At 65.7% G+C, this 23,152-nt stretch carries 22 protein-coding genes and 1 pseudogene; 4 read left to right on the forward strand and 19 right to left on the reverse strand.

The features are described from left to right. Nucleotides 1–454: 454 nt before the first annotated feature. Entirely contained in the window at nucleotides 455–1,507 is a 1,053-nt protein-coding gene (ctaC, locus tag ACQP2U_RS11740) for an aa3-type cytochrome oxidase subunit II (RefSeq protein ID WP_397038030.1), read from the forward strand. Nucleotides 1,508–1,520: 13 nt separating this feature from the next. Continuing rightward, nucleotides 1,521–1,937 (forward strand): cytochrome c oxidase subunit 4, encoded by a 417-nt coding sequence (locus tag ACQP2U_RS11745; protein ID WP_040688533.1) that lies wholly within the window; start codon nucleotides 1,521–1,523, stop codon nucleotides 1,935–1,937. A gap of 165 nt (nucleotides 1,938–2,102) precedes the next feature. Here ACQP2U_RS11745 and ACQP2U_RS11750 read toward each other — a convergent pair whose 3' ends face one another. The 18 genes and pseudogenes from ACQP2U_RS11750 to ACQP2U_RS11835 all read right to left on the reverse strand — a co-directional run bounded on the left by ACQP2U_RS11750 (nucleotide 2,103) and on the right by ACQP2U_RS11835 (nucleotide 19,164). Continuing rightward, nucleotides 2,103–2,927 (reverse strand): SDR family NAD(P)-dependent oxidoreductase, encoded by an 825-nt coding sequence (locus ACQP2U_RS11750; protein ID WP_433714694.1) that lies wholly within the window; start codon nucleotides 2,925–2,927, stop codon nucleotides 2,103–2,105. A gap of 146 nt (nucleotides 2,928–3,073) precedes the next feature. Next, nucleotides 3,074–4,351 carry an FAD-binding oxidoreductase gene (locus ACQP2U_RS11755; protein WP_433714695.1) on the reverse strand — a complete coding sequence of 426 codons (1,278 nt, stop codon included), beginning with the start codon at nucleotides 4,349–4,351 and terminating at the stop codon, nucleotides 3,074–3,076. A gap of 52 nt (nucleotides 4,352–4,403) precedes the next feature. Then, nucleotides 4,404–5,963, reverse strand: a complete 1,560-nt coding sequence (locus ACQP2U_RS11760; RefSeq protein ID WP_433714696.1) for an alkaline phosphatase D family protein — start codon at nucleotides 5,961–5,963, stop codon at nucleotides 4,404–4,406. A gap of 73 nt (nucleotides 5,964–6,036) precedes the next feature. Further along, on the reverse strand, nucleotides 6,037–6,501 hold the full coding sequence (locus tag ACQP2U_RS11765) for a nitroreductase/quinone reductase family protein (RefSeq protein WP_433714697.1): 465 nt from the start codon (nucleotides 6,499–6,501) through the stop codon (nucleotides 6,037–6,039). 124 nt (nucleotides 6,502–6,625) lie between these two features. Next, a complete protein-coding gene (locus ACQP2U_RS11770; protein WP_433714698.1) occupies nucleotides 6,626–6,853 on the reverse strand; it encodes a hypothetical protein in 228 nt (75 codons plus the stop codon). Continuing rightward, on the reverse strand, nucleotides 6,850–8,472 hold the full coding sequence (qcrB, locus tag ACQP2U_RS11775) for a cytochrome bc1 complex cytochrome b subunit (RefSeq protein WP_433714699.1): 1,623 nt from the start codon (nucleotides 8,470–8,472) through the stop codon (nucleotides 6,850–6,852). The genes ACQP2U_RS11770 and qcrB overlap by 4 nt, the downstream gene beginning before the upstream one ends. A 381-nt stretch (nucleotides 8,473–8,853) precedes the next feature. Next, nucleotides 8,854–9,531, reverse strand: a complete 678-nt coding sequence (locus ACQP2U_RS11780) for a phosphoribosylanthranilate isomerase (protein ID WP_433714700.1) — start codon at nucleotides 9,529–9,531, stop codon at nucleotides 8,854–8,856. An 88-nt stretch (nucleotides 9,532–9,619) separates the two neighbouring features. Further along, entirely contained in the window at nucleotides 9,620–10,345 is a 726-nt protein-coding gene (locus ACQP2U_RS11785; RefSeq protein WP_397037806.1) for a lysophospholipid acyltransferase family protein, read from the reverse strand. 134 nt (nucleotides 10,346–10,479) lie between these two features. Beyond that, nucleotides 10,480–11,493, reverse strand: coding sequence for an ROK family protein (locus ACQP2U_RS11790; protein WP_433714701.1), 1,014 nt, complete (start codon nucleotides 11,491–11,493; stop codon nucleotides 10,480–10,482). Then, nucleotides 11,490–11,954, reverse strand: a complete 465-nt coding sequence (locus ACQP2U_RS11795; protein WP_433714702.1) for a hypothetical protein — start codon at nucleotides 11,952–11,954, stop codon at nucleotides 11,490–11,492. The genes ACQP2U_RS11790 and ACQP2U_RS11795 overlap by 4 nt, the downstream gene beginning before the upstream one ends. Nucleotides 11,955–12,018: 64 nt before the next feature. After that, on the reverse strand, nucleotides 12,019–13,314 hold the full coding sequence (locus ACQP2U_RS11800; RefSeq protein ID WP_433716431.1) for an ArsA family ATPase: 1,296 nt from the start codon (nucleotides 13,312–13,314) through the stop codon (nucleotides 12,019–12,021). Further along, entirely contained in the window at nucleotides 13,311–13,748 is a 438-nt protein-coding gene (locus ACQP2U_RS11805) for an SRPBCC family protein (protein WP_397037800.1), read from the reverse strand. The genes ACQP2U_RS11800 and ACQP2U_RS11805 overlap by 4 nt, the downstream gene beginning before the upstream one ends. Before the next feature lie 65 nt (nucleotides 13,749–13,813). Further along, nucleotides 13,814–14,203, reverse strand: a complete 390-nt coding sequence (locus ACQP2U_RS11810; RefSeq protein ID WP_433714703.1) for a polyketide cyclase / dehydrase and lipid transport — start codon at nucleotides 14,201–14,203, stop codon at nucleotides 13,814–13,816. 117 nt (nucleotides 14,204–14,320) lie between these two features. Next, nucleotides 14,321–15,448 carry a glycosyltransferase family 4 protein gene (locus tag ACQP2U_RS11815; RefSeq protein WP_433714704.1) on the reverse strand — a complete coding sequence of 376 codons (1,128 nt, stop codon included), beginning with the start codon at nucleotides 15,446–15,448 and terminating at the stop codon, nucleotides 14,321–14,323. Nucleotides 15,449–15,706: 258 nt separating this feature from the next. After that, nucleotides 15,707–15,994 (reverse strand): annotated as a pseudogene (locus ACQP2U_RS11820) (enoyl-CoA hydratase-related protein); the annotation flags it as partial. A gap of 330 nt (nucleotides 15,995–16,324) precedes the next feature. Then, on the reverse strand, nucleotides 16,325–17,323 hold the full coding sequence (locus tag ACQP2U_RS11825; RefSeq protein ID WP_433714705.1) for a hypothetical protein: 999 nt from the start codon (nucleotides 17,321–17,323) through the stop codon (nucleotides 16,325–16,327). 6 nt (nucleotides 17,324–17,329) lie between these two features. Continuing rightward, entirely contained in the window at nucleotides 17,330–18,355 is a 1,026-nt protein-coding gene (locus tag ACQP2U_RS11830; RefSeq protein ID WP_433714706.1) for an NlpC/P60 family protein, read from the reverse strand. Nucleotides 18,356–18,594: 239 nt separating this feature from the next. After that, complete coding sequence (locus tag ACQP2U_RS11835) at nucleotides 18,595–19,164, reverse strand: C40 family peptidase (protein ID WP_433714707.1); 570 nt, start codon at nucleotides 19,162–19,164, stop codon at nucleotides 18,595–18,597. 605 nt (nucleotides 19,165–19,769) lie between these two features. Here ACQP2U_RS11835 and ACQP2U_RS11840 point away from each other — a divergent pair. Both ACQP2U_RS11840 and ACQP2U_RS11845 read left to right on the forward strand, forming a co-directional pair. Then, the gene (locus tag ACQP2U_RS11840) at nucleotides 19,770–21,539 is read left to right on the forward strand and encodes a DEDD exonuclease domain-containing protein (protein ID WP_433714708.1); all 1,770 of its coding nucleotides are present in this window, start codon (nucleotides 19,770–19,772) and stop codon (nucleotides 21,537–21,539) included. Nucleotides 21,540–21,544: 5 nt separating this feature from the next. After that, nucleotides 21,545–21,820 carry an Lrp/AsnC family transcriptional regulator gene (locus tag ACQP2U_RS11845; RefSeq protein ID WP_364353340.1) on the forward strand — a complete coding sequence of 92 codons (276 nt, stop codon included), beginning with the start codon at nucleotides 21,545–21,547 and terminating at the stop codon, nucleotides 21,818–21,820. Nucleotides 21,821–22,039: 219 nt separating this feature from the next. Here ACQP2U_RS11845 and trpD read toward each other — a convergent pair whose 3' ends face one another. Further along, nucleotides 22,040–23,095 (reverse strand): anthranilate phosphoribosyltransferase, encoded by a 1,056-nt coding sequence (gene trpD / locus ACQP2U_RS11850; protein WP_433714709.1) that lies wholly within the window; start codon nucleotides 23,093–23,095, stop codon nucleotides 22,040–22,042. Nucleotides 23,096–23,152 lie beyond the last annotated feature (57 nt).

The following is a 23,152-nucleotide window of genomic DNA, read 5'->3' on the forward strand; positions in this document are numbered from 1 at the left end:
GTCAGCGTCTGACACCGCGACGAAAACTCGTGTTCGGGTGCGTCGCACCTCACCGGATCAGCTTGGCGCCGCCGGCGTGGACGATGTGGCGTCGACCGCAGGAATCCGCAGCTCGTCTGGCCTCCGAAATGTTGTGTCCGCGCGCATCGAGTGGCTCGGATCCGGTCGCGGCGCGCGCCCTGTCCTGGGACGATGTCCGGGTGACCGAACCCACCCCCGGAGGCGGCGGAGTGTCGAATGCGACCCGACGTCAAACGGGGCGCCGGTTTGGTCTACGCTGCGTAGTACTCAGGACATTCTTAGGTGGCGCGTGCGCAGGCCGGAATGCCCTGAAACGTGCTTAGGACGCACCGCCGGGCGATCGCAACCCGAGCGGTGCACTGTCGGAATGTGTGGCGACCAGGAAGGCGTGAGCGTGGCGCACAAGGCGAGCGAAGAGATCGGGGCACGACCCGTGAAGGGTCGGCAGGGCCGTCTTCTTCGGCGGGTCGGCTTGGCGGTGTCCTTGGGGATCACCGCGATGCTCGTCTCGGGCTGCTCGATCGACAATGTTTGGCTGCGATTCGGCTGGCCCTCGGGTGTCACGCCGCAGGCCACCCGAATGCGGGAACTGTGGACCTGGTCGGTCATCGCGGCATTGGCGATGGGCGTGCTGGTGTGGGGTCTCACCTTCTGGACCGTCACCTTCCACCGCAAGAAGAAGGACTCCCCGGAGTTCCCGCGCCAGACCGGTTACAACGTGCCGCTGGAGCTGACCTACACGGCAGTGCCTTTCGTCATCATCGCGGTGCTGTTCTACTTCACCGTGGTCGTGCAGAACTATGTGCACGAGAAGGTCGCCAATCCGGACGTGACCGTGGACGTGACCGCCTTCCAGTGGAACTGGAAGTTCGGCTACCGCAATGTCGACTTCAAGGACGGCTACCGCTTCGACGGCATCGATAAGGCTCGCGAGGACGCCAACCAGGAGCAGCTCGAGGAGTACAAGGAGCGGACCAAGGACGGTCACCCGCAGCCGGGCCCGGTGCACGGCAAGCCGGAGAACGACATCCTGTCCTACCTGCACTACGACAAGGTCGAGACCGTCGGCTCCAGCAGCGAGATCCCGGTGCTGGTGCTGCCGACCGGCAAGAACATCGAATTCCAGCTGGCCGCCGCCGATGTGGTGCACGCCTTCTGGGTGCCGGAGTTCCTGTTCAAGCGCGACGTGATGCCCAATCCGAAGGAAAACCACTCGGATAACGTCTTCCAGATCACCAAGATCGAGAAGGAAGGTGCCTTCGTCGGCCGCTGCGCCGAGATGTGCGGCACCTTCCACTCGATGATGAACTTCGAGGTACGCGCGGTATCGCCGGAGAAGTTCACCAAGTACATCGACGCGCGCAAGGCCGGTAAGACCAACGCCGAGGCGCTCGAGTCCATCGGTGAATCCCCGGTCGCGACCTCCACCCAGCCGTTCAACACCAAGCGCGACACCAAGAGCGCGTCCGCGGTAGAGAGCAAGTGAGGACTGATCTGAAATGAAGATCGAAGCGCGGATTTTCGAACTGCTCACGGTGTTCTTCATCATCGTGGCGGTCGTATACGGCTACTTCACCGGCCAGTCGCGGACCGGTGTCGAGTGGGCGGGCACCACCGCGACGGTGTTGACCGCCGGTCTGTCGCTGATCATCGGCACGTACTTCCGTTTCGTCGCACGTCGTCTCGACCTGCGTCCGGAAGATTACGAGGACGCCGAGATCGTAGACGGCGCGGGCGATCTGGGCTTCTTCTCGCCCGGTAGCTTCTGGCCCATCACCCTGGCCGGTGCGGGCTCCATCACCGCCCTCGGCCTGGCGTTCTTCCAGTTCTGGCTGATCGGCATCGGTGTGGTCTGCATCCTCGGTGCGGCCGCCGGTCTGGTCTTCGAGTACTATCTCGGCCCCGAAAAGCACTGAGCTAGAGCTCTTTCCGAAGCGCTCCACCGGAATCCGGTGGAGCGCTTCGTCGTTGCTGGGCCGAGATGTCGCCGACGGTAGTCGAATGGTTGTTGCATCGATCCCTTGAACCCAAGGGGCCTCGGAGCCACCATTCGACTACGGTCGGCGCTGCTGTCGCGCGGGCTAGAGGGAGGCGAGGCGGGACAGGATGCGGTTGGTGCAGCGAGGGGCGACACCGGCAAGTCCGCGCAGGGTGCGCGCGAAGCGGGGTTCGAGATGTGCCGGGCGGGTGCGGATGGCTGTCTCGATCAGGCGGGCGGCGTCGGTTGGTTCCAGCGCGGGTTCGGTGACGTAGTGCGCGATGGTGCCGGTGTCCGGTTGGACGGCCGGATATTGGACGGCCGTCACCTGGATGCCGCGCGGTGAGAGTTCGGCGTCCACGCATTGACCGAAGGTTGTCCAGGCGGCCTGGGAGCTGGCATAGGAAGCGAAATTCGGGGTGGCGCCGGTCTTCAGGCTCCACGGGCCGACATTGATCACATGGCCGGAGCCGGATTCCAGCATGGCGGGCAGCAGACCGAGCGTCAGGCGCAGCGGACCGAAGTAGTTGGTCGCCATCATGCGCTGGTAGTCGCGGAAGCGGTCCAGGGATTGCGAAACCGGTCGGCGCAGCGGGCGGCCCGCATTATTGATCAGCACATCGACCCGGCCGAAATCGCTGAGCACCCACTCGACCAGCTGATCGACATCACCTAGTGCCGAGATATCGCAGCGGAACCAATTCGCCGCGCCCCCCGCATCGACGATCTGATTGCAGGTGGCGACGAGCTGATCCCCGCGCCGGGCGACCAGCAGCACTTGTGCGCCCTGTTCGGCAAGCAACGTGGCGGTCGCGCGACCGATCTCCGAACATGCATCCGTCACGAGAACTCGTAGCCCCTCGACGGATTCGGGCCGCTGACGCTTACGGTCCGGCAAACGGGTTGGGGCAGGTCGGAATTCGAGCATCAGAGCAACCTTCACCTAGATGGGCTGAACCAACGCATCGACACCCCGCCGACAGTGCCGAAGTCGACCGCGGTCGACAACCGATAGCCGAACCGTCGGATGGCGGTCAGGCTATTTGCTGGCGACTATATGCGGCGCGACACAGTCTAATCCGTGGAGTCGTACCGCAGGGCGTGTTCGGACGTGCAGATCTCATCTATTCCGGTGACGATGTCGCGCAACAGTTCTGAGAGCAGCGCCGAGGGCCGCAAACGGCAGGTGAAGGTGATCAGTCCGTGGTCCTCGACCGTGAGTCCGTGCGCTTGCGCCTCCGCACGCAGGTACTTCGAGCGGACGCCGTAGGTCATCGCGGAGATGACGGTGAAGCATCCGGTCCGCTCCCGGTGTCCAGCAAACAAATCGTGCAGTCTGTAGAAAACCGAGGTGTAGGTCGACAGCGGCGCGAAAATCGCGACCCGGTAGGCGGGTCCGCGTTCGGAGGAACTGATGACCGTATCGGCCAGATACTCAGCATCGCGCAGCGTCAGCACCTTTGGGGCGAACATGAGTGCGCCCGCCGCGGCATTGCGCACCGGTGCACCCGCGCGCCCGCCCGCGGCAGAGGCGATGGCACCCAACGACTTCCTGGTCTTGGTGCCGACCTCACGGCGCGCACGCAGCGAGCGGGTCGGTGTGGTGGGGTAGAAGCTCGACCACTGACCGAACCGCACCGTGCCCAACTGCACATGTCCGGTGCCTACCGGACGCGACACCTTCAGCGGCGCGGTATCGACCCAACGACCGACCTGCAGTGCGACATTGCCCGGCCGGGCGATTTCGGCGTAGGCGTTTTCGACGAAGGAGTCGAAGTCCAGGAAGCGGTCGGCGTCGGTGGTGAGCCAGGTGTGGTCCTTGTCGATATCGACCGCATCGAGGGTGAGCGCGGTGATGATGCCCGCGCGCCCACCCGCGCCGAGGATCCGGTGGAAGCGCTCGGTGTGGTGGTTGCGTCCGCAGGTGCCGATGCGTCCGTCCGGATCGACGTACTCGAGGTCCACGATCTGATCGATGAACATGCCGTACTTGTGCGATGCCGTGCTGACACCGCCGACCGATGCGAAACCACCCGCGGTGATATCGCGGTGGTCGCCGACGATCGGCAGACCGAGTCCGTGCGCGCCGAGGCGGCGATCGATATCGGAGAGTTTGGCGCCAGCCTGCACGCGCACGGTGCGCCTGCCGAGGTTGATATCGAGCACCGCATTCATCTTGCGCAGCGAAAGCACCGCGCGCGGATCGGGTAACGACAGACCATCGTCGATCGGTTCGCCGCCACGCACCGTGAGGTTTTCCACGCGACCGCGTGAATTCCGCACCGTACGAACGACATCCGCGGTGTCACGAGGTAGATATTCTTCGGCGGCGACAGTGTGCGGCGTGCTCATGGACCGAAAGCTAACCACAGCGCGGCCTCCGATGCTCGTTCGATCCCGTCGGTTACCGGACCGGCGGCGCGAGCCGCTGGCTGAACAGGACGAATCCGGCGGAATCGCACAGGTTGACCGTCAGTTCCCTTGACTTGCCATCGATGAGCACCTCGCCGAAATGTTGGAACCCCTCGAGCGGTGAGGCGTTCTGAACGGTGGGCGCGTGCACGAATACCGCCTTCGGGCCGAAGGTGCCGTCGAGCGGATTCGGGCCGAACGCACCGGCATTCAGCGGTCCGGATACGAACTCCCAGAACTCGTCGAAGTCGGTGAAGGCGGCGCGCTCGGGCGAGTAGTGGTGAGCAGCGGTGTAGTGCACGTCCGCGGTCAGCCAGACCACGCCGCCGACCTTGTTCGCCTTGATCGCCGAGAGTACTTGGGCGATTTCGGTTTCCCGGCCGGACGGGGCGCCGCTATCGGCATTGGCGGGGCCCTCGTAGGCCGTCACTTTTTGTTCACCGTCTTTGACGACAAGGCCGAGCGGTAGGTCGTTGGCGACGATTTTCCAGGTGGCCGTGGAATCGCGCAGCCCCCCGATGAGCCACTTCGTCTGTTCCGGACCGAAGATGCGGCCGGTGGGTCCGTTATCGATGTCGTTGGTGTCCTTATATGTCCGCATATCGAGCACGAAGATGTCCAGCAGCGGACCGTAGGAGATCTTGCGGTAGAGGCGGCCGTCGACGGCTTCCCCGGGCTGCACGGGCATCCACTCGTGGAAGGCCTGCCAGGAGCGCATCGCGAGGGTGTCCATGCCGCGCTCGCTGTAGCCCTTGGTCTCGGCGACAAGTCCGCCGTGGTACCAGTTGTTGACGGTTTCGTGGTCATCCCACTGGACCACCTGGGCGACCGAGGTATTGAAGCGGCGGTAGTTCTGGTCGGTCAGGTTGTAGGCGTAGTTGCCGCGGAACTGGTCCAGTGTCTGCGCGACAGCACTTTTCGCCTCGGAGACCGTATTGCGCCAGATCCGGCCGTCGGGCAGCGTCACCGCTTCCTGCAGCGGGACATCGGCGTAGATCGAATCACCGGAGTGGATGAACAGGTGCGGGTCGCGCGCGGCCATCGCGGAGAAGATCTTCATACCGCCGAGTTCGGGGTTGATGCCGTAGCCCTGGCCGACCACATCCCCGGACCACTGCAGTTTGATATCGGACGCGCCGGTGGGCGCGGTGCGCAAGACCCCGGTGATCGGTTCGGAGGTCGCGCCGTCCTCGCCTTCCAGGGTGACCCGGTAGTGCACCTGCTGGCCCGCAGGCAGACCATTGACGCGCACGCGCCCGGTGCCATCGGAATCCGGGGTGAGCAGTGGGCCGGTGAATCGTTTGGCGTCGGTGAACGATTCGGTGGCGGCGGTCTCCACGATCAGCTTCGCGGGCTGATCGGAGCGCGCCCAGATCAGTGCGCCGTCGGTGCGCGGGTCGCCCACCGCGACGCCATGGGTGAGATTCGGGCGTGGACGGACCAGTGCGGGTCCGTCGTTCGAGCAGGCCGCCAGAGCCGGGACCGCGACGAGACCGACGGCGGAGGTGCGCAGCAGGGTGCGCCGGGAGATACCGAAGTCCGAACCAGTCATCGGCTCACCTTGGCGCAGGGAGTCCAACACCATATGAACTCCCATCGTCGGCTCGGCCAACAGGTGACCGGTGTCAGCTGCGCGGCCGCAGTTCGATGATCGGGATGAGCCGGTCGGTCTTCTTCTGATAGCCAAGATAGCGCGGTTGCACGGCGGTGATCTGCTTCCATGCCTGTTCACGGCGTTGCTCGTCCAACTGCTCGGCCGTGACGTGGTACTTCGTACCGTTCACCTCGGCCCACACCTGATCCGGATGCGCGGCGATATTGTGGTACCAGCCCGGATGCTGGATCGAGCCGCCCATGGAGGCGACGATCAGCCAGCCGCCGTCATCGGCCGGAAACCGGCTCACCGTCACCCGCCGTTCCTGACCGCTCTTCGCACCGACGGTGGTCAGGTACACCAGGTCCATCCCCATGAATCGGTCGTGGCGGAATCGGTGATATCGCTCCATCGCCCGGACGAGGAAACGGAATACCGGGTTGGGTGAGGGCGGTTTAGATCCCCGGGTCCCGGCTGGAATCTTCGGAAAACTCATGATTCGCTCCCATACCGCTCGGAACTGTCTGCCTAACAGCATTCCACTTCAATGATCATTTCGGGTCGGACGCCGAATGACCGAAGGCCCCGAACCCGACTGGTTCGGGGTCTTCTGGTGCGCCTCAGATGGTGTTGTCGCAGAGGATTTCGAATGCGCGGACGGTGTCTTCCGGGAAGACGAGCACACGATGGCGGGCGGGGTGCGCCGGGCCGATGGTGGCGCGGATCCCGTTATCGCGCAACAGGTCGCGGACGGTACGGGCGGTGGCTTCGGTGGCCACCGTCGCGGCCGCGACGAGCAGGCCGTAGTCCTCGGTGGCCGCCTCGTGCGAGCGCGTGAGCCACATCATGGGGTGTGCCTTTCGCCGTCGGTCATCCGGTCCTGATAGTTCTGCAGCACGGCGAGCTGTTTGCGTTCCTCGGCGTGCTCGATCTCGAAGTAGCGCTCGGATTCCGCCGCGGGATCAGGCCGCAGGAAGCTGCCGGTGCCCGGTTTGCCCGCCGAACCGAGTTTGTTCATCTTCTTCGGGATCGCCGCGCCCTGGTAGGCCAGTGGGATCGGGTGGCCGTGCTCGTCGACCGGTCCGAGCGCCTGGTGCACCTCGACATACTCACCGTGCGGCAGTCGCTTGATTATGCCGGTTTCGATGCCGTGCTCGAGCACCGCCCGGTCACTGCGCTGCAGACCGATGCAGAACCTATAAGTGATGAAATACGCGATCGGGGGCGCGATCAACAGACCGATGCGGCCCATCCAGGTGGTGGCATTGAGTGAGATGTCGAACTTCAACGCGATGATGTCATTGACGCAGCTGAGCGTCAGCACCAGATAGAAGGTGATCGCCATCGCGCCGATTCCGCTGCGCACCGGCACATCTCGCGGCCGCTGCAACAGATTGTGCGCCGCGTAGTCCTTGGTGAGCCGCTTCTCTATCCACGGATAGGCGGGCAGGATGACGAGCACCAGCCCCATCACCACAGCGACCCAGAACGCCGCCGGAATGGTGTAGTTGCCGAGGTATATCTCCCACGGCGGCATGAGCCGGGCCAGGCCGTCGGTCCACATCATGTAGAAGTCCGGCTGCGAACCCGCCGACACCTGCGCGGGGTTGTATGGGCCGAGTTCCCAGATCGGATTGATCTGGAATACCCCGCCCATGACCGCCACAGTGGCGAGGGTGAACATGAAGAACGCACCCTGGTCCGCCGCGAAGACCGGCACGATGCGCGCACCGATGACATTGCGCTCGGTGCGACCCGGCCCAGGGAATTGTGTGTGCTTCTGATACCAGACCAGCGCGATATGTGCGGCGATCAGCGCGAGCATGATGCCGGGGAACAGCAGTACATGGGTGATGAACAGGCGCGGAATCAGCACTTCGCCCGGAAATTCGCCGCCGAACAGGGCGAAGTGGATCCAGGTGCCGACGATCGGGATGCTCATCGTGATACCGCCGAGCGGTGAACGCAGGCCGGTGCCCGACAACAGGTCATCGGGCAGGCTGTAGCCGAAGTAGCCCTCGAACATGGCCAGAATCAACAGGGTCGAGCCGATCACCCAATTCGCTTCCCGCGGTTTGCGGAACGCGCCGGTGAAGAAGATCCGCAGGCAGTGCACGATGATCGCGGCCAGGAACATCAGTGCCGCCCAATGGTGTACCTGCCGAGCGAACAGACCGCCGCGCACCTCGAACGAAATGTTCAGGGAGCTGGCATAAGCCGCCGACATATGCACACCGCGCAGCGGTTGATACGCGCCGTCGTAGACGACTTCGCTCATCGATGGATCGAAGTACAGCGTCAGGTAGATGCCCGAGATCAGCAGAATGATGAAGCTGTACAAGGCGATTTCGCCGAGTAGGAAGGCCCAGTGCGTCGGAAAAACCTTATTGATCGACCGTTTCACGAATGCCGCGGCGCGGTAGCGCTCGTCCGCGGCGTCGGCATGGTGGGCCACCTTCGAGCTCATCGCGGCATCCCGTCCGAGCCGAGTGGTGCCACCTCGTGACGAATGGACAGCACAGGCATAGTCATCTCCTCCTCGATCGCAAACCGGTACGCATAAGACGGTTGAGCGGTCGCAAACGTGACGGCGTGGATGCGAGAGGATTTGCCGGAGTGCGGGTAAGGGGATGAATGCCCTGATGGCAGCGCTGACGAGCGGCACTGTGCTGTGACGGAGATCTCGTCAGGGCTCGGGGGTTTCGTCAACGCGGCGAGGAAGTCATCGGCCGCAACCACCGATGGGGCCAGACGATCCCCGAAGCCGCAAGCAAGGCAATCGCCAATGCCCAGAACGTCTCCGGCCCCTTCAGACTGTGGTCGAAATGCGCCATCGAACAGCGCGGTCCTACTCGGTGCCCAATTGATCGGAACTGCGTAGGGCCGCCGATACGAAGGCGGCGCATGCGTCGAGTTGCTTATCGCCGACGGTGTTCTCGACTCCACTATTGACGTCGACCGCATACGGTCGCACCGCGTGGATGGCGGCGGCGACGTTGTCCGGATCGAGGCCGCCCGCGAGAACGACCGGACGACCGAGATCTCGGAGTTCATGGGCGATCACGGCGCTGATCGACCAGTCGTGGGTGCGGCCGGTACCGCCGAGACGGTCCGCGGTGCGCGAATCGAGCAGTACCGCATCGCAATCCGCGGCCGCCCGCCGCGCGGCAGCGATGGCCTCCGGTCCGGTGACATGCACCGCCTTGATGATCTTTCGACCACCTGCGGTCTTGCGGACGTCACGAACGGTGTCGATGGTGACGAGCCCGTGGACCTGGATCGCGTCCACCCCGACGCGGTCGGCCAGGTCCACGATCGCGGCCGCGTCCTCCAGATGGGTGACCAGGACCCGGGTGATGAAGGGCGGAGCGAGCCGCGACAGCGCCGTAGCGTGTTCGGCGTCGAGGGCATCTTCGCTGAAATGGGTGATACCGGAGATGAATCCGATGGCGTCGGCACCGGCGGCCAGCGCGATCCGCAGATCGTCTTCGGACCTGATCCCGCAAATCTTTGCGCGTACCGTCACGAGGTAACGATATGCGTACCGGGCTGTGAGCCGCCGAAAACGGAACGAGCCCGGTGCGTTGGCACCGGGCTCGTGGAGTTGGGATGGGCTAGCTGGCGGCCGTCTCCGGGATGCGGGTGGCTTCGGGGGCCGAACCGCTGGGGACACCCTTCTTCAGGCTGGCGGCGTAGACGTCGACGTATTCCTGGCCGCCGAGTTGCATGAGTTCGTACATGACCTCATCGGTGACGGCGCGTTCGACGAAACGGTTGCCGCCCATGCCTTCGTAGCGGGAGAAGTCGATGGGGGCACCGAATTTGACGGTCACCTTGTGGCGGCGCCAGCGGAACGGGCCCGGCGGGCAGACCTCGAAGGTGCCGATGACGGCGACCGGGATGACGGGGACGCCGGTCTCCAGCGCGAGACGGGCCAGGCCGGTCTTGCCCTTGTACAGGCGACCGTCGGGGGAGCGGGTGCCCTCCGGGTAGAGGCCGACGAGGTGACCCTTGTCGAGCAGTTTGCGTGCGGCATTGAGCGCGTCCTCGGCCGCGGAGGCGCCGCTGCGGTCGATCGGGTACTGCCCGGTGGCGCTGAAGAAGAACTTCTGCAGCCGCCCCTTGAAGCCGGGGGCGGTGAAGTACTCGGCCTTGGCGAGATAGCTGATCCGACGCGGGCTCATCAGCGGAGCGAACAACCAGTCCGAGAAGGACAGGTGGTTTCCCGCCAGGATGGCAGGTCCGTCGGCGGGGATATGCTCCACGCCTTCGACCGTCGGACGGTTGTAGAGGTGCATGAACGGTCCTGGGAACAGGTACTTCAGCATCCAGTAGAGCATGGCGTCCTAACCCCCGCAGCCGGGATCGTTTACGGGTACAACCGTCAGTTGCCGACTTTACCGCTGGGTAGAGATCACATCCAAGCCGAGCGGCGTATCTCACCACATGTTCTCGAGTACTGATAACCGACCACTCAGTGGGTGGAACGAGCCACCCAGGAACGGCCTCGGCCGGTCTCGGCGAGAGTGGCCCTGGCGAGCTCTGCGGCGCCGATCATCCCCGCCGCCTCACCGAGCTGTGTGGTCCGAATCCGGGCGAGCGGTCGATGCCCGGCGCCGGTGATCGCCCGCGCGTACTCCTCACGCGCCTCGTCCAGGAACTGCGGCGCCGAACTGCTTACGCCACCGGCGATCACGATCAGTCCGGGATCGAAGATATCGCTGACGAATGCCAGCCCGAGCCCGAGCCAGCGGGCGAAATCGGCCATCACCGCCACCGCCAACGGATCGCCGTCCTGGGCGGCCCCGGCAACCCGGCGCCCGGTCAGCGAACCGGGATCGCGCAGCACCTCACGCGCCAGCACCGTCGAATGCACCGGGTCGGTGGCCAGCATTTCGATAGCGGTATCGACCAGAGCCGTTCCGCTGCAATACCTTTCCCAGCAGCCGCGCTTACCGCACGGACAGGACCGGCCCTGCGGTACCACCTGCAGATGTCCCAGCTCCGGCGCGACGCCGTGCGTGCCCCGATACAGTTCGCCGTCGATGAGCAGTGCCGCGCCGATGCCGGTACCGATCGCGACGAGCACCGAATTGTGCCCGCCCGCCGCCGCGCCGAATCGGTACTCGGCCCACATGGCGGCATTGGCGTCGTGTTCGAGGATCACCGGTAGTTCGAGGCGGTCGGTGAGCCGCTGCGCGACCGGGGTGTCCTGCCACGGTAAGTGCGGTGCGAAGCGCACCGTCGAGCGATCGGCGTTGATGAATCCGGCCACCGCCAGGCCGACCGCGCCGATCGGATGTCTGCGGCACAGTTCGCGGACCGCGCGTTCCAGCGCGTTCTCCAGTGCGCGCGCCGAATGCGGTGTCGGGGCCACCACGGTGTCGAGCACCTCGCCGTCACCGTCGACCACCGATGCGCGAATATTGGTGCCGCCGACGTCGATTCCGACGGTCAGCGGTCGCGCATCAGCTACTCGCGCCGTCATGCCTTGATCGTCACGGGGATGCCGACATAGCGGGATCGCTTGCGCCCGGGCGAGTTCGACTGCCGCGTAGGGGTATCCGCTTCGGTGGGTGTGGATTCCGGATCAGATGCGTCGTCGCGGTGTTCGGGAGTGAAAGAATGATCGTGCGGCCCACCATCTTCGGGCATAACCGGATCGACCGGCACGCCGGCGAGCGCCTCGCGCAGCACCGTGACGATCGCGGTACCGTGATCGGCCACGACCGCGAGCACATCGTGATGCTCACCGCGCACCAGCGCAGCGGCCGCGCAGACCGGGCACCAACTGCAACTCGACCAGTCCGGCTGACCATCGGCGGCGCGGCGCAGTACGGGTTCGACCCGTTCGAGCACCGCCTCGGCCAGCAGCTTCAACTCCGCGGCGAATTCGCCGAGGTTGTCACCGGGCTCGGCAGCGCCGGGCCATTCGTTCGATTCGCTCATGCCCGCGCCTCGCCAGCACTCGTCCCCGGCATGCGCGATACGCGCCGTGACATGGTCCGCTCGCTCATACCGGCCACACTTCCGGGTCTGGGTGGAAACGCACGATCAAATAGCCGTTGTCGAGTTCGGCGCCATCGACAGTGCACCGTCGCAATACCGGCGCCAGGCGCACCCGCCGTCGGACCCCGTCCGCTCCCACGATCAAATCGTCCTCCACTCGTCCCAGTCGCAGCGTCGCCGGATCGACGACGGGCAGGTGCATCCGCAACGCGTACACCGAATGCAGACCGGTGCCCGATTCCCATCGAACCACCGGCTCGCCGGAACTTGTGCGAACCTCCGCCGGATTGTCGCTCAGCTTCGAGTCGGCATTCAACCGCTCAACCGAATCCATCGCATACGACAGCGCGGACAGGGACGTGAGCCCGACCGGTTCGGGGCCGGTGTGCTGTGCGATCAGCACCCGTGTCCCGTTCATACCCCGTTGCAGCCGGTTCACCACATCCAATTGTTCGGCGCGTCGATTCACATACCACTGCACCGCCGGATGGGCTGCCACCTCGAGTGCGGTCGGCGGGGGCACGGCGGGCAGCACCTTGTTCACCACCACCGCGTCCAACCGAAGTCCGAGCAGCGCTGCCGCCGAACGCACCCGCTCCGATTCGGCAATGGCTACCTGTTCGGCGACGGTGATCAATCGCGCACCGGTGCGGCCGTGATCGGCGAGCAGATCGCGCACCTCGGTCACAGCCTTGACGATCCGTTCGACCGTGGTGGCCAGCACAACGCGCCGCAGATCGGTGCCGACCGTACTCATCGCCCGCGCATGCGGCGGCCACATCCGCTCCACATATCCGAGCAGGGTTTCCGGCGCGGTGATGATGCGCAACATATCCGCCGAGGGCGGGCAGTCGACGACGATCACATCCCAGTCGTCCTCGGCGGCGAACTGGGTGATCTCCACCAGCATCAGGAGTTCCTGTACGCCGGGCAGTCCGGTCAGCTCCGCCGGATCCAGTGCGGCCAAGTCGATGCCGTGATCGTGCTCGGTTCCGGTCGCGAGCACGCGCACCACCTCGCGGAACCGATCCTCCAGCAGTGCAAGGGAATCGACCTCGATCACATCGAGGCCGGGCAGTACGCTCGCGACCCCGGGCACAGTGCCGGGATCGTGCGGAAATCGGAAGCCGAGCGCGTCGCCGAGCGAATGCGCCTGATCCAGCGAGGCCACCAGCACCCGCTGCCCCGCCCTGGCATAGGCCATGGCGGTAGCGCAGGCCAACGTCGTCTTGCCGACCCCGCCTTTGCCGATGAATAGTTCGACCCGAGTACCGGCCGCCTCGGGCTTGTGCGCGATCAGCCTTCGACCCGTTTCTTCAGTTCCTTGAGCGCGGTATCGGTGATCACCTTCTCGGCTTTACGCTTGAACATGCCGATCATCGGGATATTCAGGTCGACGGTCAGCTCATAGGTCACCTCGGTGGTGCCGTCGGGCTGATCGACGAGTTGATAGGTGCCGTCCTGCGCTTTCTGCAGTTCACCGCTGATCAGCGTCCAGCTGACCGATTTGTCGTCCGGCCGCCAAGTGTAGGACAGCACATAGGTGTCCTTGACGACTCCGGCATCCAGGACGAAGCGCGCGGTCCTGGCCCGCCCGTCGGCGCTCTTCTCCAGCACCTCAACGGTTTTGGCCGCCGAGACCCACTCCGGGTAGGACTCCAGATCGGCGATGACGGACATCACCCGCTGCGACGGTGCATCGATGATGATCGACCTCTGGGTCCTGTCGGCCATGGCGGACAACGATTCCTTTCAGCTGCTGTGCTCGTGCTCGGGTGCGTCAGCGGGGCTCGTGTGCGTCAGCGGGCGGGCGGGGCGGTGTGTGCCGGCGCGACACCGGCCGGGCGGCCCGCCTCCAGCCTGGACTTGATCTCGAACGACATATCCTTGCCCGCCACCCGGCGCGCCCGATTGGCTGCGGACAGATCCCGTATCGGCGCCTTCGGTTCGGCGTGCAGGAAGTAGTGCAGGATCACCCCATCCAGCGCGGGCTCCAGCCACACTTCCATGGTTCCGGAGAGCGCACCGGTGACCGACCAGCGAATACCCTTGTCTGCCCGATCTTCCCGGACGGCGAGGGTCAGATCAGGCCACCAGCGGCGCCAATTGTTCTCCCCGGTCAGGATCTCCGCGACCGCGGCACCGGGAGCGGCGACAAACGTCTGATCAGCGACCTGAATGCTGGTCACGGCTGCGCCTCGCTGACGCTCGGCTCCGCCGTGCGCAGAGCGCGCTGGCACATGGTTCGCTCGTTCACAGCCCGAGCGTAGTAGATCACACCGCCGAACTGTGAGCCGCCGTCGCCTTTATTGCAGCAGTTGACGCAGTCGAGCGCCCAGACTGTCCCAGCGCCACTGTTCCTCGACCCACGCGCGTCCCGCCGCGCCCATCTCGGCGGCGGAATCGCGATCGGAGAGGATCTCGACGATGGCGTCGGCGATTTCGGTGGTCTTGCGTCCGTCGACGACGCGGCCGGTCTTGCCCTCCAACACCGTCTCGGGCGCACCACCGGAACGTCCGGCGACCACCGGCACTCCGGATGCCGAGGCCTCCAGGTACACGATGCCAAGACCTTCGACATCGAGCCCGGCCCCACGGGTGCGGCTCGGCATGGCGAACACATCGGCCAGGGTGTGGTGGGCCGCCAGTTCGCTGGCCGGGACCCGGCCGGTGAAGACCACATCATCGCTGACACCGATGGCCGCCGCGAGCGCGTGCAATTTGTCCTCGTACGGTCCGCCGCCCGCGATCACCAGCACCGCACCCGGAATCCGCGCGCGGATCTCGAGCATGGCGACGATCAACGCGTCCTGTCCTTTGCGCGGAACCAGCCGGGACAGGCACAGAATGGTCGGGCGATCACCGAGACCGTAGCGTTCGCGCAATTCCGCGCGCGCGGCCGGATCCGGCCGGAACACCTCGGTATCCACGCCGGGCGGCAGATATTCGAGCCCGGCATTCGGCCCGAACGCCGAGGCGAACCGCCCGCGCGTGTATCTGCTGACATAGGTGACGACATCGGTGTGCTCGCCGATCGTGCGCAACGCCTGCCGCGCGCCCGGCAGCATGGACCAGCCGACCTCATGGCCGTGCGTACTGGCCAGAATCCGAGTGGCGCCCGCACGGCGCAGCATCGGTGACAGCAATGCCAACGGCGCCGCCGCACCGAACCAGACCGTGTCGCAGTTCTCGCTGCGCAACAGGCGCGCGGCCCGCCGCAGCACCAGCGGAGTCGGCAGCATCAGTGTGGTCGGGTGGCGCACCACCTGAAACTTCTGCTTCGCATCGAATTTCAGATGACTGTCGCCACGCCACCGCGGAGCGTAAACGACCAGATCATCGGGCGGCAGCTCACCGGCCAACGCCTGCAGATACGACTGGATACCGCCCGGCCGCGGCGGGAAATCATTGGTAACCAGCAGAGTTCGGGCCATGCGAACAAACTACTGTGTTGGATTTGCCGCGGCTTCGCCGCGGCGTGTTCGCGGCCCCCTGGTGTCTCGCGTCCGAGCCGTCGAGACTGGCGACTTCGTCGCATGCGCTTCGACGGCTCGGACGCGAGACGGGCCGCGAACGGTCGCTCGTAAGACAGCTCCGTTGGGGTTGGTGAGGGCGGGTGTTCGGCACCTGGTGCGCGGGTACTGGATGGTCGAGTCTCGCGCCTGTGGCGCATGTGCTTGGACGGCTCGGATGCCGATCAGGCCGATCTCCTTGGCTTCGGCGGCGGTGATGTGCCGACCGGTCAGCAGGATGTCGGCGGCCACGGTGTAGGGGATTTGACGGACCAGTCGTACCGCGGAACCGCCGAGCGGGAACAGACCCCAGCGCGCCTCGGACACACCGAATTTCGCAGCCTCCGCGGCCACCCGGATGTCGGTACCCTGCAGAATCTCGGTGCCGCCCGCGATGGCCGGGCCTTCGACCGCCGCGATCAGCGGTTTGGTGAGCCTGCGGCCCTCGAGCAGCGCCTCGAGACGGGCTGCGAATGGTTGCTTCTAAGACTCCCTCCGTTGGGGTCGGTGGAGGCGGGTGTTCGGCACTGGTGCACGCGAGCTGAATGGGTCGAGTTCCGTGACTGTGTCGCACGGGTTTCGACGACTCGGATGCTAGGCGGGCCGCCACCGTCGCTCGTAAGACTTGCTCCGTGGTGGTTGGTGATGGGCGGTGTTCGGCCCCTGGTGCGCGGGGGCTGGATGGTTGAGATTCGGGCCGTTTCGCATGTGCTTCGACGGCTCGGATGCGAGACGGGGTGTGAGCTCATCGCTCGTAAGACTTGCTCCGCCGTGGTCGGGGAGGCGTCGATGCTGGGCTCAAGTGGCGCGGGCCGACAACCAGGCGCGCCAATCGGCGATCAAGTCGTCGCGGCTGGTGCCGAGGACATTGCGCATGATGCGGTCCTCGCTCGCGGGATCCTGTTTGCCTGCGGCAATGCGTCGGTAGAGCTCCACCAGGCGGGGCTGGTCGAACTTGTCGGCGACAAACGCGCAGACCGACCAGGCTTGCTCATAGGCGAGGACGGCACCGCTGCCCGCGAAGTCGGCGGCCGACGGGAGATCGGGCGGGATATCTCCGGCGCGAATGCGGGTGGCGACCGTCGGCGCGATATCGGCGAAATGATGCCCAGTGCCGAGGTGGGCCACGAATTCGGCGAAGCCCTCGAGCATCCACTGCGGTGCGCCGTCGACGGTCTGGGCTCGGGTGGCGATATGGGTGAGTTCATGGCGCAGCAGGGCGCGCAGACCGTCGGCGTCGAGGCGGCGTCCGGCATCGGAGCTGAAGACGACGCGCTGGCCGGTCGGCTGTGTGCCCGGTACGAACGGGTCGGCGACCGAGGCGGCGGCGACATCGGCGGGCATGCTCGCACCGGAGCGCACCAGCGCGGCGAACTCCGACGGATTCGATGCGACGACCACCATCGCGGACTGGGCCCAGCCGGGACCCCACACTCCGGTGACGGCCGTGGTGGCGGCCGCGAGTTCACCTGCGAGCGTATGGATTTCGGCCTGCTGTCCCGGATGACCGACGACCAGGGACTCCTGGCCGTTCCCGGTCGGTACCTGCTCCGTTACCAGCTGTCCGAAGGGTTCGAGCGTCCGCCGCACCGCGGCCAGGCGCGGATCGTCATCGGCGGCGCGCAGGCTGCCGATCGAAGTGGGCTGGGCAGCACGCAGTTTCGGCAGTACCGAATTCGGCATCAGCAGCAGTGCACCGCAGGTGCCGGTCAGTATGGTCACCATCGCGACGGTGGCGACGAACTGGAAGCGGCGCCGCACGAACAACCAGGTGCGAGCCCGCCGAAAGCTACTCATAGCTGATCAGTATCGCCGAGCCGAGTGATAGGGCGTCGACCCCATCGGCGCAACGGCTACCGGAACCCCGAATGTCGAGGCGTGCAGCATCAATCCATTGCCCGCATAGATGCCGACATGGGAGATATCGGAGTAGAAGAACACGACGTCGCCGGGTTGCAGATCCGCCTTGTCCACCGGGGTGCCGTAGGTGGCCTGCTGCGAACTGGTTCGCGGCACATCCTTGCCGACCTGTTTGAAGGCCCACTGCACCAGGCCGGAGCAGTCGAACTGATGGGGTCCGGTCGCGCCCCAGACATACGGGTCGCCGATGCGGGTGAGTCCGGCGGCCAATGCGCTGGTGCCGCTGCCTGGCACCAGCCCACGCAGCAAGGTGTCGGTATCGAAACCGGGCGGGAAGGGCGATCCGGCCAATGCCGATTTGTCCTTGGTGGACAACTGTCCCCACGCCTCGACCACCTGCGCGATGGATCCGGACAGACCTGCCCGCTTGCGCTCGAGGTCGGCGCGCACCTGGTCGGCCTTATCGGAGGCCGCGCGGGCGATATCGGCGGCGGCACGTGCGGCCTTTTCCGTCTCGGTCGCGGTGGCGGTGGCCTGCTTGTAGAGAGTGAGCTGCTCGGAGTTCTTGGCCGAGATCACGTCGATAGTGGACATCTGGTCCAGCAGACGCTGCGGTGAATCGCTCAGCAGCACAGCGGAGAGGCGGCTCGTGCGCGCACCCTGATAGGCGGCGATCACGGTGCGATCGATGATCGGCTGGAACTTGCGGACTTCCTCGCGGGCGGCATCGGCGGTCTGCGTGGCCGCGGCGAGTTTTGCGTCGGCATCGTGCAACACGCCGAGTTTGGTATCGAGGTCGGCCTGTGCTTCGAGTGCCTGTTGATTGAGCTGCTCGGATTCACGAGACAGATCGATCATTCGCTGTACGGCCTCGCTGGCCGTGGTCGGCATGGCGGCCGGATCGGCTCCGGCTGGACTACCACTGGAGAGTGCGGCGGCCAGGACCGCGGTCGCTAATACCCCTCCCACCAGACGTTTCCTGCGATGTCTCCGGTGATGTGCTGTCACAGCGCGCCAAGCCCCGTTTCTCTCGTGGAGCGATCTCGTCGCCTCCGTAAGCTGCAGAACCCCTGCGGGAAACTTCGCAACCCGGGAAGGTCTCGATTAGGTTACGGAACGGCGTAGGTCTGTGTCCAGTGGGCCACAAAACGATCACTCATGCCGTCCCGACGCCCGGCCGCTTCGTACGGCCGGGCGGGGTGGTCTGCTCAGAAGCGGCGCGCTCCGGCGACGGGCATGGAGGAGATCGACGCGAGCTTCACCGGGGTGCCCGAGGTGGAAGCGTGGACGACGTTGCCGTCACCGGCGTACAAGCCGGAGTGGCTGCCGCCGTAGAACGACACCAGATCGCCCGGCTGCAGGTCGTCGAGCGAGACCGGGGCGCCCGCGTTCAGCTGCTCACCGCTGGTGCGTGGCAGCTCCAGTCCGGCCTGCTGGTAGGACCACTTGACCAGACCTGAGCAGTCGAACGCGTTCGGGCCAGCGGCGCCGTAGACGTACGGCGCGCCGATCTTGCTCATCGCGGCATCGAGTGCGATATCGCCAAGGGTCTTCTTGGGCGCCATGAACGGCAGCGGCGCGTTGGGCACCTCGATGCCCGGGATGCCCTGCGGGATCGGGATCTCGTTGGGCACGTCGAAGGTGCCGACGCCGGGGATGGTGACCGGCTGGGCCGAGGCAGGCGCGGCGGGCAAAAGGAAGACGCCGAGCGAGGCAGCTCCGACGGCTCCGGCCGCGACGGCACGCTTGGCATGTCGCTTGACGGTGTTGGTCGCCATGATGCGGTCCTTCCAATCTGCCCCACGACGCCGCACCCGGTGGTGCAGCGGACTGCGTGTCGAAGCACCGTCGGGTGGTGCGTCGAACTCCGTGAGGTCTCGAAAAGGTTACGAACACATCACGGTGTTTTGTAAAGTCGGAGACATCCGAAATGGCGATGCTCAACAAATTTGCCGCCGAATATGTGCGACTTGAGTCACACCAATCACGAAACGATAACAACGTGCGATTTCCCAAGGATGGCGGCACTGTCGCCGGGCTGTCAGGCGACCGAGGCTGGCGTGTCCCAGACGCTGAGTTTCTCGGAATTTTCCCAGGTAGCGAAGGTATCTCGGCACATGTTCAGTCGGGTGATTCGCACCGAACGGTCTTCTCGTTGGCGCCCCGCGCAGCGCGCGAAGGGGGCGCGGCCGGGCTGCCGGGCGTGTCCGCTCTACTGATGCAATTTGGCTAATAATGTGATGTGCGCCACTTTTTGGTGTTCTAGATCATTTCGTGGGAATCAAGGCGAAATCCTCGCCGTGTAATTCGGACATTTCTCTGGTGAAATCCGAGGTGGCTTTTCCGACGGTTCCTGTCGTACCGAGGCCCTACGCTGCACGCCGTGTCCGATCCGACGCCGCGCCAGGCCGCCGCACTGCAGTTGGCCTTCGACGAGCTCGAGACGCCGCTATACGACACCACTTTCGTGGTCGTCGACCTGGAAACGACAGGCACCAGCCCCGAAGGGGACGCGATCACCGAGATCGGTGCGGTGAAGGTGCGCGGCGGTGAGGTGCTGGGGGAGTTCGCGACCCTGGTGAATCCGGGACGGGCCATCCCGCCCGCGATCGTGCAGATCACCGGGATCACCACCGCGATGGTCTACGAGGCCCCCCGGATCGAGGCGGTGCTGCCGGGCTTTCTCGAATTCGCCAAGGGCGCTGTGCTGGTCGCGCACAACGCCCGCTTCGATATGGCCTTCCTGCGCGCCGCCGCCGCCCGCATGGATACGCCATGGCCGAGCGGGCCGGTGGTGTGCACGGTGAAGCTGGCGCGGCGCGTACTCGCCCGCGACGAAGCGCCCTCGGTCCGGCTCGGTGTGCTCGCGCCGTTGCTCGGCGCGAGCACCCAGCCGAACCACCGCGCCCTCGACGATGCCAGGGCGACCGTGGACGTGCTGCATGCCCTCATCGGACGGGTCGGCAATCTCGGCGTGCACAGCCTGACCGAACTACTCGACTATCTGCCGAATGTCACACCGCGCCAACGCGCCAAGCGGGTGCTGGCCAATGATCTGCCGTCGAGTCCCGGCGTCTATCTCTTCCGCGGACCCTCCGATGAAGTCCTCTATATAGGGACGGCCGTGAATCTGCGGCGCCGCGTGCGCAATTACTTCACCGGATCCGAGACCCGCGGCAGGATGAAGGAGATGGTCTCCCTTGCCATCCGGGTCGACCATGTGGTGTGCGCGCACGGCCTCGAGGCCGGGGTTCGCGAGTTGCGACTGATCGTCGCGCACACTCCGCCCTATAACCGGCGCTCGAAATTCCCGAAGCGCGGTTGGTGGATAACGCTGACCGAGGAACCGTTTCCGCGGTTCGCGATCGCCCGCACACCGACCGCGGATGCGTTGGGACCCTTCCCTTCTCGGATGGACGCGAACGACATCGCGTTGACCATCGCGGAGCACAGCGGCCTGCGCACCTGCACAACGCGACTGCCACGCGACGGTCGCCACGATTGTCCGCCCGCCGTGGTCGGCGGCTGCCCGGCGGCCATTGATGGCACTCCTATATATAGGGAGCAATACGAACCCGCCGCCGCGGCCGTTCGGGCGCTGATCGCGGGCCACTCCGACACGGCGCTGCGGGCCATGCTCGACCGCATCGAAAACCATTCGCAGGCCCAGCATTTCGAGGCGGCCGCCAGACTGCGCGACCGGACCGGCGCGGTGGTGCGGGCACTGCACCGCACCCAACGACTCGCCGCGGTGGCGCGGATCGCCGAACTGATCGCGGCGCATCCGGACGGTGCGGGCGGTTGGGAGTACGCGGTGATCCGCTATGGACGGCTGGCGGGGGCCGGAACCTCGGCACGGGGTGTGCCGCCGATGCCGGTGATCGAACGCATCGTCGCGGCATCGGAGACCGTGCTGCCGGATCCGGTGCCGCCATTGCGTGGTGCCTCGCCGGAGGAGGTCGGTCTGGTGACGCGATGGTTGGGACGGCCGGGAGTGCGGATCGTGCGCACGAGTGAGGGATACGGCGAACCGATCCGCGGCGCCGGACGCTGGGCAGGTTGGGCGGATCTCGCCGCAGCGGCGGCACGGGACCATCGCCACGGGCCGGAGGCCGAACTCGCGGAGTACAAGCACGGTGACCGCCTAGGCTGACAGCCATGATTACCGCGATCGTGATGATCCAGGCCGAGAACGCCCGCATTCCGGAGACCGCGCAGGCGGTGGCCGACACCCAGGGCGTCACCGAGGTCTATTCCTGCGCGGGCGATGTCGATCTGATCGCGATCGTGCGGGTGCGCGACCACGAGGAGATCGCCGAGGTGGTGACCGGCCGGATCGACAAGACCCCCGGCGTCGCCCGCACCACCACACATATCGCCTTCAAGTCCTATTCACGCGCCGACGTCGAGGCGGGCTTCTCTCTCGGCGAGTGAGCCGCACTCAGCGAATGAGGATGGAGGAGCAGGAGAAGGTTCGGGCAGCGCCCGAGGGGAGGCGCGTAAACGCCCCGCTTCATCGTGTGCTCCTCAGGAATCGAGCTGGGCTGCGTAGGCCCGACGCGAAACGGGGCGACGCCCGATTGCCGCGTCACTGTAACCTTTACCGCCACAAGGGGCCTGCCGATATGCGGCGCATCGTTCCCGACGCGGGGGTCAGTTGTCGCCGAGGGTGTTGGTGAGCTTGGCCCAGCGCTCGAGCAGGGCCGTGGATTTGCCGGTGTCGATGGCTTCGGCCGCGCGATCGATGCCCGCGGCGATAGCGTCGTGGATATCGGCATCCGGATCGCCGACACCCTGGGACAGGTCGTAGGCGACGATGGCGGCGGCGGAATTGAGCAGTACCGCATCGCGCACCGGGCCCGAGGTGCCCGCGAATACACTGCGCGCGACACCCGCATTGACCTCCGCGTCGCCGCCGCGCAATGCGTTCAGCTCGACGCGCGCGATGCCGAGGCGGGTCGGATCGATGGTGGTCTCCCGCAGTTTCCCGCCCGACACCACCCATGCGTCGGTGGTGTCGGAAGTGGTGATCTCGTCCAAGCCGTCATTGCCGCGCACCACGAGCGCGCTGGCGCCGCGCTCGGCGAAGACCCCCGCGATCACCGGAAGTAGATCGGCAAACGCGCAGCCAACCAGCCCGGCTCGCGGTTGGGCGGGGTTGGTGAGCGGGCCGAGCACATTGAAAACGGTGGGGATGCCGATCTCCTTGCGGGCCGGACCGGCGAAGCGCAATGCGGGGTGGAACAGCGGAGCGAAGCAGAAACCGATGCCGACCTCACGCACGCAGCGAGCGACGGCATTGGGGCCGAGAGCCAGCTTCACGCCCAATGCCTCCAGCACATCGGCGCCGCCGCTCTTCGAGGAGGCCGCGCGATTGCCGTGCTTGACCACCGGAACACCGGCGGAGGCCACCACGATCGAGGACATCGTCGAGATATTCACCGAACCGGACCGGTCACCGCCGGTCCCGACGATGTCGACCGCATCGCCGTCGACGTGCACCAGGCGGGCGTGGCCGAGCATGCCCGCGGCCATGCCGGACAACTCGGTAGGAGTCGGGCCCTTGATCTTCATTGCGACGCCGAATGCGGCGATCTGCGCCTGCGTCGCATTGTCGGTGAAGATCTCGTCGATCACCCAGGTCGTGTCCTCCGCTGCCAGATCGCCGCCGTCGGCAAGGGTCCCGAGCACTTGGGGCCAGCTGCGCATGTCCACTTCTCCTGTCACCACTGGTTCGCGCACCAGTCTGTCGCGATAGAGCGTAGT

The sequence above is a fragment of the Nocardia sp. CA-084685 genome, assembly GCF_050955785.1.
Classification (GTDB): Bacteria; Actinomycetota; Actinomycetes; order Mycobacteriales; family Mycobacteriaceae; genus Nocardia.